The organism is Micrococcus sp. KRD077 (assembly GCF_017168505.1).
GTDB classification, from domain to species: Bacteria; Actinomycetota; Actinomycetes; order Actinomycetales; family Micrococcaceae; genus Micrococcus; species Micrococcus luteus.
Window position 1 is genome coordinate 57,829 of record NZ_JABFAZ010000007.1, and the last position, 15,344, is coordinate 73,172.

Below are 15,344 nucleotides of genomic sequence, written 5' to 3' on the forward strand. Positions count from 1 at the left end.
GACGTGCTCGGGGCGCCGTGGGCGCCGGGCCTCAGAGGAGGCCGCGGGTCACCTCGGCGACGTGCTCGCCAGTGAATCCGTACTTCTCCATCAGGCGGGCGCCGTCGGCCGACTCGCCGTAGTGCTCGAGGCTCACGCGGGCGCCCGGGGAGGAGGCCGTCACCGTGTGCTCGAACCACGGCATCGCGATGCCGGCCTCGACGGAGACGCGGACCGGGGCGTCGGGGCCGTCGGGCAGGACCTCGGCCCGGTAGGCCTCGTCCTGCTCGGCGAACCACTCGAGGCAGGGGGCGGAGACGACGCGGGTCGGGACGCCGTCGGCCTGCAGCAGCGCGCGGGCCCGCACGGCCACGGAGACCTCGGAGCCGGTCGCGATCAGCAGCGCGCGGGCCGGCGTCGGCGCGCCGTCGGCATCCGTGGCGTCGATGAGGACGTAGGCGCCGCGGGCCACGCCCGAGGCGGGGGCGAAGCCGTCCGTGTCCCGGGGGAGCACGGGCAGGCTCTGCCGGGACAGGACGAGCCCGGCCGGGCGGTCCCGGTGCTCGAGCACCGTCCGCCACGCCCACGCGGTCTCGTTGGCGTCGGCCGGGCGGACGACGTCGAGCCCGGGGATGGCCCGCAGGGCGGCCAGGTGCTCCACCGGCTGGTGCGTGGGGCCGTCCTCGCCGAGGCCGATGGAGTCGTGCGTCCACACGTACGTGCTCGGGGTGCCCATGAGGGCGGCCAGGCGGACGGCGGGGCGCATGTAGTCGGAGAACGTCAGGAACGTGCCCACGTACGCGCGGGTCAGGCCGCCGATCGTGATGCCGTTGACGATCGCCCCGGCCGCGAACTCGCGGACGCCGAAGTGCAGGGTGCGGCCGTACTCGTGGCCCTGCCACGTGGCGGTGGAGCGGCGGGCCGGGATGAAGGAGGGCTCGCCCTTCATGGTGGTGTTGTTCGACCCGGCGAGGTCGGCCGAGCCGCCCCAGAGCTCGGGCATGACCGGCGCGAGGGCCGTGAGCACCTCTCCGGAGGCCGCGCGCGTGGCCAGGCCCTTCTCGTCCGCGTCCCAGGACGGGAACGCGTCCGCGAAGCCAGCGGGCAGCTCTCGTCCGGCCAGTCGGTCGTACAGCCGCGCGTTCTCCGGGTTCGCCTCGCGCCAGGCCTGGAACGCCACCTCCCAGCCGCGGCGGTACTCTGCCGAGCGCTCGGCGATGGACCGGGCGCGGGCCAGGAGCTCGGGGTCGACGTCGAAGGTCTTGGTCGGGTCCAGCCCGAGGCTCTCCTTGAGGCCGGCGACCTCGTCCGTGCCGAGCTTGGAGCCGTGGATGCCGCCGGTGTTCTGCTTCGTGGGGGAGGGCCAGCCGATCACGGTGCGCAGCTTGATCAGCGAGGGCCGGCCGGTCTCGGCCTTGGCCGCGACGAGGGCGTCGTACAGGGCCTCCACGTCCTCCGTGTACTCGGTCACGGCGTGGCCCTGGGCGCCGTTGGTCCAGTCGACCTCCTGCACGTGCCAGCCGTAGGCCTCGTAGCGGCGGACCACGTCCTCGGTGAACGCGATGTCCGTGTCGTCCTCGATCGAGATGCGGTTCGCGTCGTAGACGACGACCAGGTTCCCGAGCTCCTGGTGCCCGGCCAGCGAGGAGGCCTCGGCGGCGACGCCCTCCTGGATGTCCCCGTCGGAGGCGAGCACGAACACGTGGTGGTCGAACGGGGAGGTGCCGGGGGCGGCGTCGGGGTCCATCAGCCCGCGCACGCGGCGCTGCTCGTACGCGAAGCCGACGCCCATCGCCAGGCCCTGGCCCAGCGGACCCGTGGTCACCTCGACGCCGTGGGTGTGGCCGTACTCCGGGTGGCCCGGGGTCCTGGATCCCTCGGTGCGCAGCCCCTGGATGTCCTCGATCTCGAGCCCGGCGCCCGCGGCGAACAACTGCAGGTACTGGATGAGCGAGGCGTGGCCCGCGGAGAGGATGAAGCGATCCCGGCCCTCCCAGCGGTCGTCCGTGGGGTCCAGGTGCATGACGTTCTGGTACAGCTGCCACGCCACGGGGGCCAGCGAGATCGCGGTGCCGGGGTGGCCGTGCCCGGCCTTCTCCACGGCGTCCGCCGAGAGCGCCTTGAGCGTGTCCACCATCCGGCGGTCCTGCTCCGAGTAGACGAACCCGCGGGCCGGGGCCACCCGGTCCAGGGTCGGGGGGGTGGACGGCTGCGCGGCGTCGGTCACGGGTTCTCTCCTGGCGGATCGGGAGCGTCGGGGTGCGGCCCCGGCCGACGCCGGGGCGTCGCGGCGCGGGGCCGTCGTCCCAGCCTAGCCGCGCGACGGCGGGGCGGGCCCGACCGGGCGCCTCATGACATGCTTCGCCCCCGGGCGAACAGCCGTTGACACGAGTAGACTGGGTCAAGGCCTGACCGCAGGCGGACCGCCCGAGTGGCCGATCCGAACCCCGGGACGGGCACGCCCACCGTCCCCTCACCGTGAGAAGCAGATGTCATCCTCCCTGGAGTCGCCGTCCGCCGCCCGCGTCGCCGCCGCCGAGCCCGGCGTCGTCGACCGGTCCCCGCTGCCCCTGCGCCGCAAGGTCCGGGCGTACGTCGAGCTGACGAAGCCCCGGGTGATCGAGCTGCTGCTGGTGACCACGCTGCCGACCATGATCTTCGCGCAGCGCGGCTTCCCGGACGTGCTCACCATGATCGCCACGCTCGTCGGCGGTGCGCTCGCCGCCGGCGCCTCCGGCACCTTCAACTGCTACATCGACCGCGACATCGACCGGGTCATGAAGCGCACCGAGAACCGGCCGCTCGTCACCGGCGAGGTCACCCCCCGCGAGGCCCTCGTGTTCGCGTGGGTGCAGACGGTCGTGTCCATCCTGATCCTCGGGTTCGGCGCCAACTGGCTGGCGGCCGGCCTGGGTGTGGCCGCCATCTTCTTCTACGTGGTCGTGTACTCGCTCGTGCTCAAGCGCCGCACGGAGCAGAACATCGTGTGGGGCGGCATCGCCGGCTGCTTCCCCGTGCTGATCGGCTGGGCGGCCGTGCGCGGGACCGTCGAGTGGCCGGCCATCGTGCTGTTCCTCGTGGTCTTCCTGTGGACGCCCCCGCACTACTGGCCGCTGTCCATGAAGTACAAGCGCGACTACCAGCAGGCCGACGTGCCGATGCTCGGCGCCATCGCCTCCGCGCGCCACGTCTCCAACCAGGTCGTGCTCTACGCGTGGGCCACCGTGGCCTGCTCCCTCCTGCTCGTGCCGATGGGCTGGGCCGGCATCGTCTACACCGCGGTCGCGCTCGTCGTCGGCGGCTGGTTCATCTGGGAGTCCCACGTGCTGCAGGTGCAGGCCCAGCGCGAGGACTTCGAGGACCGCAAGGCCATGAAGGTCTTCCACCTCTCCATCACCTACCTGACGCTGCTGTTCATCGCCCTGGCCGTGGACCCGTTCGTGGGTGCGCCGCTGATGCACTTCGGCGCCTGAGCGCCGGTCCGCCCCCAGCGCTCCCCGGGACGCCGACGACGACGGCCCCGCACCAGCCGGTGCGGGGCCGTTCGCGTGCGCGGGGCGTCAGCCCGCGGCGACGGTGCGCGCGGGCGTGGCGGTCTCGACCGCGGCACCGGGTCCGGCCGTGACGTAGCGGGCGACCTGCCGGTCCCAGGCCTCCGTCGCCGACGCCACGAGCAGTGCCGAGCCGAGCATGTGCAGCAGGACCACACCGATCGGCAGGCCCGTGAAGTGCTGGGTGTAGCCCACGGCGGCCTGGAACACGAGGGCGAGCAGGAGCCGCAGCACGGCGGCGCGCTGCAGGCGGGAGGCGCCGGCCGCGCGGCGCACCGTGAAGAACAGGACCAGGGCGGCCGCCAGGAGCAGGTACACCGGGATCACGTGGATCCGGGTGACCAGCAGCGGGTCGAACTCGTGGCGCGGCGAGCCGGGGTCGCCGGAGTGCGGGCCCGTGCCGGTCACCACGGTGCCCAGGTACACGGCGGCCCACGTCAGCGCGAACGCCGCCCAGGCGGCGGCACGGGACCGGACGGTGGTGGCGCCGTCCACGAGGGGCACGCCCGCCCGGCCGGCGCGGCGCTCGGCGGCGATGCGCACCACGAGCAGGGTCGCCACGGCGACCATGATCGAGGACACGATGAAGTGACCGGCCACCCACCACGGGTTCAGATGCGTCAGGACCACGACGCCGCCCACGAGGGCCTGCGCGGGGATGCCGGCCAGCAGGCCCACGGAGAGCCAGAAGGGGCTCCGGTGGGTGCCGCGCAGGTTCCACAGGGACAGGAACATGGCGGCGGCGATGACCACCAGGACGAACGTCAGCGTCCGGTTGCCGAATTCGATGTAGCCGTGGATGCCCATCTCTGGGGTGTTGGTGAGGGACTCGGGTGAGCACTTGGGCCACGTGGGGCAGCCCAGGCCGGAGCCGGTGAGGCGCACGGCGCCGCCGGTGACGATGATGCCGATCTCGGACGCCAGGGACGCCACGGCGAGGGCCATGGTGGCCTTCGTGAGGCGCTGCGGCAGGCGGGCGGCGAGCCCGGCCGGGGCGGTCCCGGCCGCGGGGGTGGTGGTGGACACGGTGTCCTTCCGATCGTTCGATGCAGGGGGACGGGGAACGGCTCAGGGCCGCCAGCGGAACCAGCGGAGCGCGGCCGCGACGGCCACGGCGCCCCACAGGGTGAGCACGAGCAGGGGGACGGGCGACCAGGCCCCGTCCAGGAGGGCGGCCCGCAGGGCCGTGCCCAGCGCGCCGGAGGGGAGCAGGTCCACGCCGGGCACCCGCGCGGGGAACACCGTGCCGCCGACGGCGCCGAACAGCACCCACAGCAGGTTGGCGACGGCGAGGGTCGCCTCCGGCCGGGCCGTGCCGGCGAGCAGCAGCCCGAGGGCCGTGAAGGCGGCGGCCCCCAGCGCGAGGGCGACGAGGGCCGGCAGGATCCCCTCGGGGTCCGGACGCCAGCCGAGCGCCAGGCCGACGCCGCCGATCACGCTCACCTGCACCAGCAGGAGGGCCACCACCGCCAGGGCCTTGCCGGCGACGAGGCCGAGCGTGCCCAGCGGGGTGGTGGCCAGGGCGGCGAGCACGTCGTAGCGACGCTCGAAGCCCGTGGCGATCGCGGTGGCCGTGAACGCGGAGCTGATCACGGCCAGGGCGAGCACGCCGGGCACGGCCACGTCCAGGCCCGAGCGGCCGGGGGCGTCCAGCAGGCCGGTGACGTGCACGCCCACGAGCGCGAGCAGGGGCAGCACCACGGTGACGAGCAGCTGCTCGCCGTTGCGCAGCGCGGTGCCGGTCTCGTAGCCGGCCTGACGCAGGACGCGGGCGGCCAGCGGGGCGGCGCCGGCGTGGGCTCCGGTGCCGGCCGGGGCGCGGTGGTCGACGACGGGCGTGCTCATGCGGCGGTCTCCCGGAGGATCTGCTCGAGGCGCAGTCCGGCGCGCTCGAATCGGGTGGGCATCAGGGCGTGCTCCCGCCAGCTCGCGGCGAGGACGGCCAGGTCGTCCGGGCCGCGGACGCCGGCCACGCGCAGGCGGGCGGACTCGTCGAGGCCGGCCGCGCGCAGCGGCGCGGGCAGGGTGTCGGCCCAGGCGCGGACGGCGTCGGGGGAGGCGTCGCCGAAGTCCACGTCGACGACGTCGCCCTCGGCCACGCGCGTGAGCTCGGCCAGCGAGCCGGAGCGCACCACGCGGCCGGCGCGCAGGATGGCGACGTCGTCCGCGAGCCGCTCGGCGTCGTCGAGCAGGTGCGTGGTCAGCAGCACGGCGGCGCCGCGGTCGGTCTGTTCACGCACGACGTCGTGCACGACGGGCCGGGTCTCCGGGTCGAGGCCCGCGGTGGGCTCGTCGAGGAACAGCATGTCCGGCCGGCCGACGAGGGCGGCCGCGAGCGCGACGCGTTGGCGCTGGCCACCGGAGAGGCGGCGCAGGGGGCGGCCGGCGACGTCGGCGATCAGCAGGCGCTCCAGCAGCGGCTCGACGGGCAGCGGGTCGCGGTACAGGGACGCCACATGGCCGATGAAGCGGCGGGCGGGGATCGCGGGCGGCAGGCCGCCCTCCTGCCACATCACGCCGATGCGGGCGCGCAGGTCGGCGGAGGCCCGCCACGGGTCTGCGCCGAACACGCGCACGGTGCCGGCGTCGGGCCGGTCCATGCCGTGGCAGAGGCCGAGGGTGGTGGACTTGCCGGCCCCGTTGGGGCCGAGCAGCACCGTGACGGCGCCGGCACGGGCGGTGAGGTCGACGCCCCGCAGGACGGGGGTGCGGGACCGGCCGCGGCCGAGGCTCCGGTGGACGTCGCTCAGGCGCAGGACGGGCTCGTCGCGCGGCACGGGATCCGGGGTCAGGGGAGGTCGGGGCACTGTGCCAGTCTAGTCCTCGGGCCCTGCGACCCCGGCTCGAGGGGCCGGGGCGCCCGGTCTGACGCGGGTTCCGCCGCGGGCGTCATCAAGCCAGGCGATCCTCACTTGAACCGTTCCAGATCAATAGGTCATGATGGCGTGGTGTATTCGGATCAGTCTGCGTCGCCCCCCGCTCCGGCCCCGGCCGAGGGCACGCGCGAGCGTGTGCTGCAGCTGGTCCTGACGCGTGGACCCGTGAGCGCGGCCGAGATCGGTCGCGAGCTGGAGCTGACCGCCGCCGCCGTGCGCCGCCACCTGGACGCGCTCGAGGAGGACTCGCTCGTCGAGGTCAAGCGGGTCACCGCGGCCCGCGGCGCGGGACGGCCCTCCCGCCGCTACGTGGTCACCTCGCACGCGCAGGAGCACCTGCCCAAGGACCACCTCGCCGTCGCCCTGGACACCCTGGCCCGCCTCGAGGAGCTCGGCGGGGAGGAGGAGGTGCGCCGCGCCGCGCGCCACGCCTTCCGTGAGATCGAGGAGCGCTTCACGGCCGCCGTCGGCGGCCGGGAGACCGCGCTCCAGGAGCGCACCCGGATCCTCGCGCGGGTCCTCGACGAGGCCGGCTACGCCGGCACGCTGCGCCACTTCGGCGCGGGCCTGGCGCCCACCCTCCGCGCGGACCAGGTCTGCCAGGGGCACTGCCCGTTCCAGGGAATTCCCGCCCGCCATCCGGAGTTCTGTGAAGAGGAGACCGCGCTGTTCGCCCGCCTGCTCGAGGTGGACGTGCGCCGGCTCTCGACCCTCGCCGCCGGCGCCCACGTGTGCACCACACATGTGCCGCTGGGCCGCGACTGAGCCGTGCGGGCCTCGCCCCGGCTCCCGCCGACCACCCGACCGACCCCGACCGCAGTGACTAGTGAGAGAGGCTGAGATGACCGACCAGATCGTCCAGCGGGACTCCGCGGAGACCGCCGACCCCGGCGTGATCCAGGAGATCCTCGACAAGAACCCCGAGCTCAACGCCATCGGCGCCTACCAGTACGGCTGGGCCGACTCCGACGCGGCCGGCGAGAAGGCCGTCCGTGGTCTGAACGAGGACGTCGTGCGCGACATCTCCGGCAAGAAGGACGAGCCGGAGTGGATGCGCAACCTGCGCCTCAAGGCCCTCAAGTACTTCGAGCGCAAGCCGATGCCGGCGTGGGGCCCGGACCTGTCGGGCATCGACTTCGACAACATCAAGTACTTCGTGCGCTCCACCGAGGGCCAGGCCAAGACCTGGGAGGACCTGCCCGAGGACATCCGCAACACCTACGAGCGCCTGGGCATCCCCGAGGCCGAGCGCGAGCGTCTCGTGGCCGGCGTCGCCGCCCAGTACGAGTCCGAGGTCGTCTACCACCAGATCCGCGAGGACCTGGAGGAGCAGGGCGTCGTGTTCCTCGACACCGACACCGCGCTCAAGGAGCACCCGGAGATCTTCGAGGAGTACTTCGGCACCGTGATCCCGGTCGGCGACAACAAGTTCGCCTCCCTGAACACGGCCGTGTGGTCCGGCGGCTCCTTCGTGTACGTGCCCAAGGGCGTGCACGTGGAGATCCCGCTGCAGGCCTACTTCCGCATCAACACGGAGAACATGGGCCAGTTCGAGCGGACGCTGATCATCGCGGACGAGGACTCGTACGTGCACTACATCGAGGGCTGCACCGCCCCGATCTACCAGTCCGACTCGCTGCACTCGGCCGTCGTGGAGATCGTGGTGAAGAAGAACGCCCGCGTGCGCTACACCACCATCCAGAACTGGTCCACGAACGTGTACAACCTCGTGACCAAGCGCGCCGTGGTCGAGGCCGGCGGCACCATGGAGTGGATCGACGGCAACATCGGCTCCAAGGTGACCATGAAGTACCCGGCCGTGTACCTGACCGGCGAGCACGCCACCGGCGAGACCCTCTCCGTCGCGTTCGCGGGCAAGGACCAGCACCAGGACACCGGCTCCAAGATGGTGCACATGGCCCCGCACACGAACTCCTCGATCGTGTCCAAGTCCGTGGCCCGCAGCGGCGGCCGCGCCGCCTATCGCGGCCTGGTGCAGATCGCCGAGGGCGCGAACGGCTCCGCGAACTCGGTGGTGTGCGACGCCCTGCTCGTGGACACGGTCTCCCGCTCCGACACGTACCCGTACATCGACATCCGGGAGGACGACGTGACCCTCGGCCACGAGGCGACCGTCTCGAAGGTGTCCGAGGAGCAGCTCTTCTACCTCATGAGCCGCGGGATGTCCGAGGACGAGGCCATGGCCATGATCGTGCGCGGCTTCATCGAGCCGATCGCCCGCGAGCTGCCCATGGAGTACGCGCTCGAGCTCAACAAGCTGATCGAACTGCAGATGGAAGGATCGGTGGGCTGACATGACCGACACCGTGGAGAACACCCAGCGGACCATGATCCCGGGCATGGGCGAGGAGGGCGAGAAGCTCACCGTCGCACAGAACCCGGCTGCCCGGGCCGGGGGCCGGGAGCGCAACGCCGCGGGCTCGCGCGCCGATCGCCTCAGCTCCTTCGAGCTGTCCGACTTCCCCGTGCTCACGGGGCGCGAGGAGGACTGGCGCTTCACCCCGCTCAAGCGCCTGGGCGGGCTGCACCTGCCCGAGGGCGACGACGCGCGCCTGACCGGTGCCGCCCCCGCCGTGACCGTGGCCGAGCAGGCCGGCGTCACGGTGGAGACCGTGGCCCGCGACGACGCCCGCGTCGGCTCCGTCCTGACCCCGGACGACCGCGTGTCCGCCGCGGCCTGGAACTCGGTCTCCGAGGCCACCGTCGTGACGATCTCCGGCGAGGTCGCCGAGCCGGTGCGCATCGACGTCGTCGGCTCCTCCTCCGACCCGGCCGCGATGCACCTGACCGTGCTCGTGGAGGAGAACGCGCAGGCCGACGTCGTGATCGCCCACCGCGGCACCGCCGTGCTGGCCCAGAACGTCGAGTTCGACGTGCGCCGCGACGCCCGCCTGAACGTGGTCGCGCTGCAGGCCTGGGAGGGCGATGCCGTGCACGTCTCGGCCCAGCAGGCCTCGGTCGCCACGAACGCGCACTTCAAGCACGTGGCCGTGTCCTACGGCGGCGGCGTGGTGCGGCTGACCCCGACCGCGCGGTTCGCCGCCGAGCGCGGCGAGGCCGAGATGTACGGCCTGTACTTCGCCGACGCCGGTCAGCACCTCGAGAACCGCCTGTTCGTGGACCACAACCAGCCGGACTGCGTCTCGAACGTGCTCTACAAGGGCGCCCTGCAGGGCACGGACGCGCGCACCGTGTGGGTGGGCGACGTGCTGATCCGCAAGGAGGCCGAGGGCACGGACACGTACGAGAAGAACCAGAACCTGCTGCTCTCCGACGGGGCGCGCGCGGACTCGGTGCCGAACCTGGAGATCGAGACCGGCGTGATCGAGGGTGCGGGCCACGCGTCCGCGACCGGCCGCTTCGACGAGACCCAGCTGTTCTACCTGATGGCCCGCGGCATCTCCGAGACCGAGGCCCGCCGCCTGATCGTGCGCGGCTTCCTCAACGAGATCATCCAGAAGATCGGCATCGGCGACGTCGAGGACGAGCTGACCGCCGTCATGGAGGACGAGCTCCGCATCGCGCAGCTCTGACCGACGCCCCGCAGACCCCACCGCCTTCCACCCGAGGAGAACCACCATGGCAACCCTGCAGATCACCGACCTGCACGTGCAGATCGCGACCGAGAACGGCCCCAAGGAGATCCTGAAGGGCCTCTCCCTGACCATCGAGACGGGCGAGACCCACGCGATCATGGGCCCGAACGGCTCCGGCAAGTCCACCCTGGCCTCGACCATCGCCGGCCACCCGCGCTACGAGGTCACCTCCGGCTCCATCACCCTCGACGGCGAGGATGTGCTGGAGATGAGCGTCGACGAGCGCGCGCAGGCCGGCCTCTTCCTGGCCATGCAGTACCCCGTGGAGATCCCGGGCGTCACCATGACCAACTTCCTGCGCACCGCCAAGACCGCGCTCGACGGCCAGGCCCCCTCGCTGCGCACCTGGACCAAGGACGTCAAGGGCGCCTTCGAGGCCCTGCAGATCGACCCGGCGTTCATGAACCGCAACGTCAACGAGGGCTTCTCCGGCGGCGAGAAGAAGCGCGCCGAGATCCTCCAGCTCGAGCTGTTCAAGCCCACGTTCGCGATCCTCGACGAGACCGACTCCGGCCTCGACGTCGACGCGCTGCGCATCGTCTCCGAGGGCGTCAACCGCGCCCAGGCGCAGAACGAGATGGGCACCCTGCTGATCACCCACTACACGCGGATCCTCAACTACATCAAGCCGGATCACGTGCACGTGCTGGTGGACGGCCGCGTCGCCGAGTCCGGCGGCCCGGAGCTCGCCGAGCAGCTCGAGGCCGAGGGCTACGCCCGCTTCGAGAAGGCCGCGGCGGGGGCCTGAGATGACGGAGACCACGAACCAGGCGCCCACGGAGGACATCCGTGAGGCCCTCAAGGACGTGATCGATCCGGAGCTGGGCGTCAACGTCGTGGACCTGGGCCTGCTCTACGGGCTGCACTACGCCGACGACGGCGCGCTGCTCGTGGACATGACCCTGACCACCGCGGCCTGCCCGCTCACGGACGAGATCGAGGACCAGGTCTCCCGCGCGATCGGCACCATGGTGGACGAGTGGCGGCTGAACTGGGTCTGGATGCCCCCGTGGGGCCCCGAGCGGATCACCGAGGACGGTCGCGACCAGATGCGCGCCCTCGGCTTCAACATCTGATCCGGCCCGGACCACGACGGCGGCCCGTCACCTTCTGCGTGAAGGTGACGGGCCGCCGTCGTGGTGGGGGAGTGCGGACGGGCCCGCAGGCGCCCCGGGGCTCCCGGCTCAGATGTCCAGGGAGGAGGCCCGGAACGTGTCGCACTGACGGATGTCCGGCTCCTGCTGGGAGCTCTGGTAGCCGCGCATGAACCAGGCCATGCGCTGCTCGGAGGTGCCGTGCGTGAACGCCTCGGGGTTCACCCGGCCGGTGTGGGTGGACTGGATGCGGTCATCGCCCACGGCGGAGGCCGCGTCGATGGCCTGGCGCAGCTGGTCCTGCGAGATCGGCTTCAGGAACGGCGCGCCGGACTCGGGGTCCACGGTGGAAGCGGCGTGCCCGGCCCACATGCCGGCGAAGCAGTCGGCCTGCAGCTCCGCGCGCACGGCGCCGGAGGTGGGGCCGGTGGTCCCGTCCTTGGAGTGCTGCAGGTAGCCGGTGACCTGCTGGACGTGGTGGCCGTACTCGTGCGCCACGATGTACTCCTCCGCCAGCGGCCCGCCCTCGGCGCCGAAGTCGGTCTGCAGCGTCTCGAAGAACGCGGTGTCGAAGTACATGGACTCGTCCGCCGGGCAGTAGAACGGGCCCGTGGCCGAGGAGGCGCTGCCGCAGCCGGTGCTCACGCCGCCCCGGAACAGGGTGAGCTGCGGCTGGCGCCACTGGATGTCCGAGAACTGGGCGAGGTACTCGCCCCAGAACTCGTCCGCGGCCTCGGTGGTCGCGATGACGCGGCAGTCCGTGTTCTGGTTGGCGTCCGCACCGCTGGCGCACGCCTCGTCCGAGATGGGCTGGCCCTGGCCGCCCGAGCCCGTCTGCTGCTGGTACTGGCTCTGTCCGGCGGATCCGCCGCCCGTGTCGATGCCGAGCTGCTCGGCCAGCCCGGGCGCGAAGATCGCGAGCAGCAACGCGAGCAGGCCGCCGCCACCGCCGATGGCGATGCCCCGGCCCCCCAGCCCGCCGCCACCGCCCGATCGGGCCCGGCCGGCGTCGATCTGCACGTTCTCGTTGAAGCTCATGGGGCCAGAGTGTAGACGGACTAGACTGGCCCGGCACCGCACTGGCCCCCGCCCGTCGGGATCGCCCGGGCCCCGCCGGTGCACCCCTGTTCTTCCCTCGACCCCTGGAGTCTGACACCCCCATGCTGACCGTCACCGATGTCGAACTGCGCGTGGGCGCCCGTCTCCTCATGGACGAGGTGAACTTCCGCGTGGACAAGGGGGACAAGGTCGGCCTCGTGGGGCGCAACGGCGCCGGCAAGACGACGCTGACCAAGGTCCTGGCCGGCGGCGGGCAGCCCACGGCGGGCACCGTGACCCGGACCGGGCGCATCGGCTATCTGCCCCAGGACCCCAAGGTCGAGGACATGGACCAGTCCGGCCGAGACCGCATCCTCTCCGCCCGCGACCTGGACCAGACCATCCGGCGCATGCGCGAGGCCGAGGCCGGGATGGCCGCCGTCGACGACGCCGAGCGGGAGCGGGCGATGAACCGCTACTCCCGTCTGGAGGCGGAGTTCGAGGCCCGCGGCGGCTACGCGGCCGAGTCCGAGGCCGCCCGGATCACGTCCAACCTCGGCCTGCCGGACCGCGTCCTGGACCAGCCGCTGCACACCCTCTCCGGCGGCCAGCGCCGCCGCGTGGAGCTCGCCCGCATCCTCTTCTCCGACGCGGACATCATGCTGCTGGACGAGCCCACCAACCACCTCGACCACGACTCGATCGTGTGGCTGCGCGACTACCTGAAGACCTACTCCGGCGGCCTCCTGATGATCTCGCACGACGTGGAGCTCATGGAGATGACCGTGAACAAGGTCCTCTACCTGGACGCGAACCGGCAGACCATGGACGTCTACAACATGACGTGGAAGAACTACCTCGCCCAGCGCCAGCAGGACGAGGCGCGCCGCCGCCGGGAGTTCGCCAACGCGGAGAAGAAGGCCTCGGCCCTCATGGCCCAGGCCGAGAAGATGCGTGCCAAGGCGACCAAGGCCACCGCCGCGCAGAACATGATCAAGCGCGCCGAGCGGCTCATGCGCGGCGTCGAGGGCGAGCGCGCGGTCGACCGCGTGGCCGCGATCCGCTTCCCCACCCCGCAGGCCTCCGGCAAGACGCCGCTGCGCGCCGAGAACCTCTCCAAGTCCTACGGCTCGCTCGAGATCTTCACGGGAGTGGACCTGGCGATCGACCGCGGCTCGCGCGTGGTGATCCTGGGCTACAACGGCGCCGGCAAGACGACGCTGCTGCGCATGCTCGCCGGGGAGGAGACCCCGGACACCGGCGAGGTCCAGGCGGGCCACGGGCTCAAGCTGGGCTACTTCGCCCAGGAGCACGACACCCTGGACCAGGACGCGTCGGTCCTGGACAACATGCGCCACGCCGCCCCGCAGCTCGGCGACACCCAGGCGCGCACGCTGCTCGGATCGTTCCTCTTCCAGGGCGACGACGTCGACAAGCCCGCCCGCGTCCTCTCCGGTGGCGAGAAGACCCGCCTGGCGCTGGCCACGCTCGTGGCCTCGAGCGCGAACGTGCTGCTGCTGGACGAGCCCACGAACAACCTCGACCCCGCCAGCCGTGAGGAGATCCTCCATGCGCTGCGCCAGTACGAGGGTGCCGTGGTGCTCGTGACCCACGACGAGGGCGCCGTCGAGGCGCTCGACCCCGAGCGCGTGGTGCTGCTGCCGGACGGGGTCGAGGACCTCTGGAACGACGACTACAGGGACCTCATCACCCTCGCCTGAGTGCGCGGGCCGCCGAGGCGGAGGGCGGGCTCAGTCGAAGAGCGCGTCCTCGGCCTCCTCGTCCGTAAGCCGCCCGTCGCGCCGCCGCCGGGCCGGCTTGGCGCGGGGGACCCGGTGCGCGGAGAGCAGCCCGTCGTCCGCGGCGTCGTCGAGGGCGTCGGCCCGGTCGTTGCGGGCGCGCATCCACGCGGAGTACCCCCACACCCCGAAGCCCATGGCCGCGAACAGGTACCACTGGATCGCGTAGGACAGGTGCGGGCCCTCGTCCAGGGTGGGCTCGACGAGCTTCTGCGGCATCGACTCCACCGCCGGGTCCTCCGTGACCATGATCCCGTAGGCCGTCCCGGCCACGGGCCCGCCCACGGTGTCGGCGATCTCGGCGAGGTCGATCGAGGGCACCTGGCCGTCCGGGGCGTCGCGGTCCAGGGCCGGCTCCCCGGGCTTGACCCGCACCACGACCTCGGCGTGGCCGGCGGGCGGGGCCGGCACGGCGTCCGGCTGACCCGGGCTGTTGCCCACCGGGAGCCAGCCGCGGTCCACCACGACGACGGGGCCCTCGTCCGTCCGGAACGGCACGAGCACCTCGTAGCCGGGCTGGCCGGCGCGGGGACGGTTGCGGACGATGAGCGTCTCGTCGACGAGGTACTCGCCGGTCAGTGTCACAGGCGTCCACTCGTCCTCGGTCTGGAACGCGGTGAACAGCCGGGAGGCCTCGGCGAACGGGACCGGGTCGTCGTCGTAGTTCTCCAGGACGCGGTTGACGCGGTGCTGGACCTCCACGCGGCGGTCCCACTGCCACTGGGCGAGCGCATGGCACAGGAACGCGAAGAGGATGCACAGCACGAAGCCGAGGATCCACGGGCCGGTGGCGAGGAAGCCGAAGCGCAGGGGAGGCAGGCGTTCGGCGTCGCGGGCGGTCGGGGCCGACATGGGTGCGGGGGTGCTCATGGGCGCGGGGGCTCCTGCGGGGTCTCGGGCGTCTCGACCTCGGGCGCCTCCGTGGCGGGCGGGTCGAGTGGGCGGGAGCGCCGCAGGAAGCCGCGGGCGCTCAGGAAGTCGTCCAGGAAGGGTCGATGGTCCGCGCAGGCCAGCCAGGTCTTCACGCGGTCCGGGGCGTGGACGCGCGGGTTGTTCCACTCCAGGGCCCAGGTCGCCTCCGCGGTGCACCCGCGGCGCGAGCAGACCGGCCGCTCGGGCCCGTCCGCTGCGGCGTGCGGGGATCGGGCGGCGGAGGCACCGGCGGCGGGGTCGAGGCGGCCGGACGCGAGGGCGCCCAGCAGGTCCATGCCCGGCTCACCCGGGCCCGCCCCGATCACGCGGCGCCCCGTCCGGGCAGGCCGGGACCGCCGGCGGACGAGGACCCTCGGCCCAGCGCCCGGGGCGCACGGTCGCGCGGGTCGTCCACGAGGTCGCCGGTGAGCACGACCGGCTTGGGCGCCGCCGTGTCGTCGGGGCGGGGGGCCAGGGC

At 72.8% G+C, this 15,344-nt stretch carries 14 protein-coding genes; 7 read left to right on the top strand and 7 right to left on the bottom strand.

Annotated features, from left to right (window positions below; all coding sequences use genetic code 11):
- Window positions 1-31 precede the first annotated feature (31 nt).
- Entirely contained in the window at window positions 32-2,206 is a 2,175-nt protein-coding gene (tkt, locus tag J1M39_RS02275; RefSeq protein ID WP_036315272.1) for a transketolase, read from the bottom strand.
- A gap of 262 nt (window positions 2,207-2,468) precedes the next feature.
- Between tkt and J1M39_RS02280 the strand changes: the two genes are divergently transcribed.
- Entirely contained in the window at window positions 2,469-3,452 is a 984-nt protein-coding gene (locus J1M39_RS02280) for a heme o synthase (RefSeq protein WP_036315269.1), read from the top strand.
- An 87-nt stretch (window positions 3,453-3,539) separates the two neighbouring features.
- Here J1M39_RS02280 and J1M39_RS02285 read toward each other — a convergent pair whose 3' ends face one another.
- Genes J1M39_RS02285 through J1M39_RS02295 form a run of 3 tightly spaced genes read right to left on the bottom strand, consistent with a single transcriptional unit; the run spans window position 3,540 to window position 6,337 of the window.
- Entirely contained in the window at window positions 3,540-4,556 is a 1,017-nt protein-coding gene (locus J1M39_RS02285; protein WP_036315267.1) for a COX15/CtaA family protein, read from the bottom strand.
- A 42-nt stretch (window positions 4,557-4,598) separates the two neighbouring features.
- Window positions 4,599-5,375, bottom strand: coding sequence for an ABC transporter permease (locus J1M39_RS02290; RefSeq protein WP_036315265.1), 777 nt, complete (start codon window positions 5,373-5,375; stop codon window positions 4,599-4,601).
- Entirely contained in the window at window positions 5,372-6,337 is a 966-nt protein-coding gene (locus J1M39_RS02295; protein ID WP_342356359.1) for an ABC transporter ATP-binding protein, read from the bottom strand. Before J1M39_RS02295 ends, J1M39_RS02290 begins: the two co-directional genes overlap by 4 nt.
- Window positions 6,338-6,478: 141 nt before the next feature.
- Between J1M39_RS02295 and J1M39_RS02300 the strand changes: the two genes are divergently transcribed.
- The 5 genes from J1M39_RS02300 (at window position 6,479) to J1M39_RS02320 (ending at window position 11,099) form a co-directional block, all read left to right on the top strand.
- Entirely contained in the window at window positions 6,479-7,171 is a 693-nt protein-coding gene (locus tag J1M39_RS02300; RefSeq protein ID WP_268892700.1) for a helix-turn-helix transcriptional regulator, read from the top strand.
- A gap of 76 nt (window positions 7,172-7,247) precedes the next feature.
- On the top strand, window positions 7,248-8,720 hold the full coding sequence (gene sufB, locus J1M39_RS02305; RefSeq protein ID WP_049158418.1) for a Fe-S cluster assembly protein SufB: 1,473 nt from the start codon (window positions 7,248-7,250) through the stop codon (window positions 8,718-8,720).
- A gap of 1 nt (window position 8,721) precedes the next feature.
- Window positions 8,722-9,960 carry a Fe-S cluster assembly protein SufD gene (gene sufD, locus J1M39_RS02310; protein ID WP_123243851.1) on the top strand — a complete coding sequence of 413 codons (1,239 nt, stop codon included), beginning with the start codon at window positions 8,722-8,724 and terminating at the stop codon, window positions 9,958-9,960.
- Between the two features lie 46 nt (window positions 9,961-10,006).
- Window positions 10,007-10,771, top strand: coding sequence for a Fe-S cluster assembly ATPase SufC (gene sufC, locus J1M39_RS02315; protein WP_036315253.1), 765 nt, complete (start codon window positions 10,007-10,009; stop codon window positions 10,769-10,771).
- 1 nt (window position 10,772) lies between these two features.
- Window positions 10,773-11,099, top strand: coding sequence for a metal-sulfur cluster assembly factor (locus tag J1M39_RS02320; protein ID WP_002855327.1), 327 nt, complete (start codon window positions 10,773-10,775; stop codon window positions 11,097-11,099).
- A 108-nt stretch (window positions 11,100-11,207) separates the two neighbouring features.
- Here the strand turns inward: J1M39_RS02320 and ypfJ are convergent, their stop codons facing one another.
- Window positions 11,208-12,155: a KPN_02809 family neutral zinc metallopeptidase gene (gene ypfJ / locus J1M39_RS02325; protein WP_101967462.1), complete on the bottom strand. Its 948-nt coding sequence runs from the start codon at window positions 12,153-12,155 to the stop codon at window positions 11,208-11,210.
- 122 nt (window positions 12,156-12,277) lie between these two features.
- Here ypfJ and abc-f point away from each other — a divergent pair, with 122 nt between their 5' ends.
- Window positions 12,278-13,876 carry a ribosomal protection-like ABC-F family protein gene (gene abc-f, locus J1M39_RS02330; protein WP_036315246.1) on the top strand — a complete coding sequence of 533 codons (1,599 nt, stop codon included), beginning with the start codon at window positions 12,278-12,280 and terminating at the stop codon, window positions 13,874-13,876.
- A 30-nt stretch (window positions 13,877-13,906) separates the two neighbouring features.
- On the opposite strand, the gene J1M39_RS02335 is transcribed toward abc-f, so the two are convergent.
- Window positions 13,907-14,824 (bottom strand): SURF1 family cytochrome oxidase biogenesis protein, encoded by a 918-nt coding sequence (locus J1M39_RS02335; protein ID WP_036315243.1) that lies wholly within the window; start codon window positions 14,822-14,824, stop codon window positions 13,907-13,909.
- Entirely contained in the window at window positions 14,821-15,192 is a 372-nt protein-coding gene (locus tag J1M39_RS02340) for a hypothetical protein (RefSeq protein ID WP_036315240.1), read from the bottom strand. The genes J1M39_RS02335 and J1M39_RS02340 overlap by 4 nt, the downstream gene beginning before the upstream one ends.
- Window positions 15,193-15,344: the final 152 nt, after the last annotated feature.